Raw genomic sequence first — 3,081 nt, 5'->3', positions numbered from 1 at the left:
CCCATCTTGACGAACGCGCCGCAGCCCGTGACCAGCTGGCTGCCGCCGAGCAGCAGGCACGTGCCGCGGCACAGGAGGCCGATTTCTGTTGTCCTGCGCCCGGCGCACCGCATCGCCCGGGGTACCGCCTGTGGTGTGAACCCCCCGCACGTCGTGCCCGTTTCAGGCATTTTGTCTGCTTAGCATGCGAACTCCGCGCTCCGCACGTCGGCGATGTCCCCATGCGTCCACCCGGGGCGCACGTGCCCCGTACGAGAGGACATCAGATGGCGCTGACGGGCCGTCAAAAGCCACCCACCGAGCATGCCTTCTCCCCGCACGACGCCGTACTGCGCAGCGCGGCGCCGCACCTCGCCCGCCGTCGCTTCCTGACCGTCACCGCGGCCGCCGCGATGCTCGCCTTCGGCACCAACCGGCCGGCGCGCGGTGCCACCGCCACCCGGGAACGCGACGCCGCCCGGATCACCGACAACCCCTTCACCCTCGGCATCGCCTCCGGGGACCCGCTGCCGGACTCGGTGCTGCTCTGGACCCGGCTCGCGCCCCAGCCGTTCGCGGAGGACGGCGGCCTCGGCCAGGAGCGGGTCGCCGTCTCCTGGGAAGTGGCGCTCGACGAGTGGTTCGTCATCGTCGAGCAGGAGGGCACCGCCACGGCCCACCCCGAGTACGCCCACAGCGTGCACGTGGACGTCAAGGGCCTGCGGCCGGACAGCGAGTACTACTACCGGTTCCGGGTGGGCACCTGGATCAGTCCCGCCGGCCGCACCCGCACCGCCCCCGCCCCGGGCAGTGACACCGACAGCCTGCGGCTGGCCGCCGTCGCCTGCCAGGCCTACCAGGACGGCTACTACACCGCGCACCGGCACCTGTCGCAGGAGGACGTCGACGTGGTCTTCTTCCTCGGCGACTACCTGTACGAGTACGCCGTGGACTCCGCCGGCGGAGCCCGCCGCTACACCGACCGCAAGCTGCCCGACGTGTTCAACCGCGAGGCGACCACGCTCGCGGACTACCGGCTGCGCTACGCGCTCTACAAGGGCGACCCGGACCTCCAGGCCGCGCACGCGCAGCACCCGTTCGTCGTGGCCTGGGACGACCACGAGACGGAGAACAACTACGCGGGCGCCTACGACGAGAAGGGCAGCGCCCCGGAGGAGTTCCTGGTCCGCAGGGCCGCGGCCTACCGGGCGTACTGGGAGAACCAGCCGCTGCGCGCCGAGCAGTTGCCGAACGGGCCGGACGCCCGGCTGTACCGGCGGCTGACCTGGGGCTCGCTCGCCCAGTTCGACATCCTCGACACCCGCCAGTACCGCTCCGACCAGGCCTACAGCGACCGGCCGCACGCACCGGGCGCCGAGTCGGACGATCCGGCGCGCACCCTCACCGGAGCCGATCAGGAGCGCTGGCTGCTGGACGGCTGGCAGAAGTCGAACGCGCTGTGGCACGTACTGCCCCAGCAGGTGTGCTTCTCCCAGCGCAAGTTCGACCTGACCGAACCGGCCCGGGTCTCCATGGACGCCTGGGACGGCTACCGGGCCTCCCGCAACCGTGTCATGGCGGGCGCGAAGGCCTCCGGCATCGACAACTTGATGGTCCTCACCGGGGACGTCCACGTCGGATACGCCTTCGACATCAAGGAGAACTTCGACGACCCGGCCTCCAAGACGGTCGGCACGGAGTTCACCTGCACCTCCGTCGCCAGCGGCGGCAACGGCACCGCGAAGCCGGCCGAGTGGGACACGTACATGAAGGCCAACCCCCACATGAAGTACTTCGACGGCCGGCGCGGCTACGTCCGGGTCGACATGGGCCGCGAGAACGCCCAGGTCGACTTCCGGACCGTCCCGGCCATCACGACGCCGGGCGGGGGCATCTCGACGACCGCCTCCTTCGTGACCGAGGTGGGTTCGCCCGGCCTGAAGTCCGTGTGAGGCCTCCGCCGTACTGCACATGGCGCCGTTCCCCGCACCAAAGCGCGAAACGGGGCGGCCCGGGGCATCGCACCGGGCCGTTCCGGCAAGGCCTGTGCGGGAGCTCACCGAGATCGACACCCGACATCGAACGCTGAGATCGAAGGAGACGCATCGGATGGTCCACAGACATGCCGTGACCGGTCACCGGGTGGCGCTGACCGCGCTCGGCGCGCTCGTCGCCACCGGGATCCCCGCCGCCGTGGCGGCCGAGCCGGCGCCCGCGGCGGGCCCCCTGCCGACGGCCGCCCAGACCCTCGGCGCCGACCGGCCGTCGGCTCCGGTGCTGCGCGCCATGGAGCGCGACCTCGGACTGACCCCCGCCCAGGCGTCCCGGCGCCTGGTCAACGAGGCGGAGGCGGGCACCCGGGCGGGACGGCTGCGCAACGCCCTGGGCGACCGCTTCGCGGGGGCCTGGCTGCGCGGCACGACGTCGCAGGAGCTGATGGTGGCGACCACGGACGCCGCGGACGTGCCGGCCATCCAGGCGCAGGGCGCCAAGGCGAGCGTCGTGAAGAAGACGCTGCGCGACCTGCGGGCCGCCAAGGAGAAGCTGGACGCGGCGGCCGCCCGGGTCAGCACCCGCGAGACGCCGCTGTGGTACGTCGACATCCCGGGCAACCGGGTCGTGGTGGAGGCCGGGAGCAAGGCCGCCGCGGCGGCGTTCGTCAAGGCCGCGGCGCTCGACGCCAAGAGCGTGAGCGTGAAGGTCACGCCGAACCGGCCCCGGCTCATGGAGGACCTCACCGGCGGGGACGCTTACTACATCGACGGCACGGCCCGCTGCTCCATCGGTTTCTCCGTCACCAAGGGCGAGCAGGAGGGCTTCGCCTCGGCGGGTCACTGCGGCAAGCAGGGCGCCAAGACGACCGGGCACAACCAGGCGGACCAGGGCACGTTCCAGGCCTCCACCTTCCCCGGCAAGGACATGTCCTGGGTGGCCGTCACCGACCCGTGGAAGGCCACGCCGAACGTGAAGGGCGAGGGCGGGCAGACGGTGCAGGTCACCGGCTCGGCTGACCGGCGCACCGCCCGCGGGATGGAGCACCGCGGAGCCGATCAACCTCCTCTGGTCCACCCGCCAGTTGACCGACCTCGCCCGCACCCGCGC

Annotated in this window: 1 protein-coding gene and 2 pseudogenes; all 3 read left to right on the top strand. The window is 72.2% G+C overall.

The annotated features are described in order from the left end of the window. Positions 1-266 precede the first annotated feature (266 nt). On the top strand, positions 267-1,931 hold the full coding sequence (locus tag AB0E85_RS39785) for an alkaline phosphatase D family protein (RefSeq protein WP_361937635.1): 1,665 nt from the start codon (positions 267-269) through the stop codon (positions 1,929-1,931). A 157-nt stretch (positions 1,932-2,088) separates the two neighbouring features. After that, a pseudogene (locus AB0E85_RS39780) lies at positions 2,089-2,985 on the top strand (S1 family peptidase); the annotation flags it as partial. A 1-nt stretch (position 2,986) separates the two neighbouring features. Then, a pseudogene (locus tag AB0E85_RS39775) lies at positions 2,987-3,034 on the top strand (hypothetical protein); the annotation flags it as partial. Between the last annotated feature and the right edge of the window lie 47 nt (positions 3,035-3,081).

This window comes from Streptomyces sp. NPDC029044, from assembly GCF_040637495.1.
Taxonomy (GTDB): Bacteria; Actinomycetota; Actinomycetes; order Streptomycetales; family Streptomycetaceae; genus Streptomyces.
The sequence above is the reverse complement of the archived record's forward strand: the minus strand, read 5'-3'. Positions and strand labels throughout refer to the sequence as shown.

Excerpts from the sequence above, each read along its gene's own strand:
- AB0E85_RS39785 (WP_361937635.1), top strand. The coding sequence starts at position 267 with ATGGCGCTGACGGGCCGTCAAAAGCCACCCACCGAGCATGCCTTCTCC.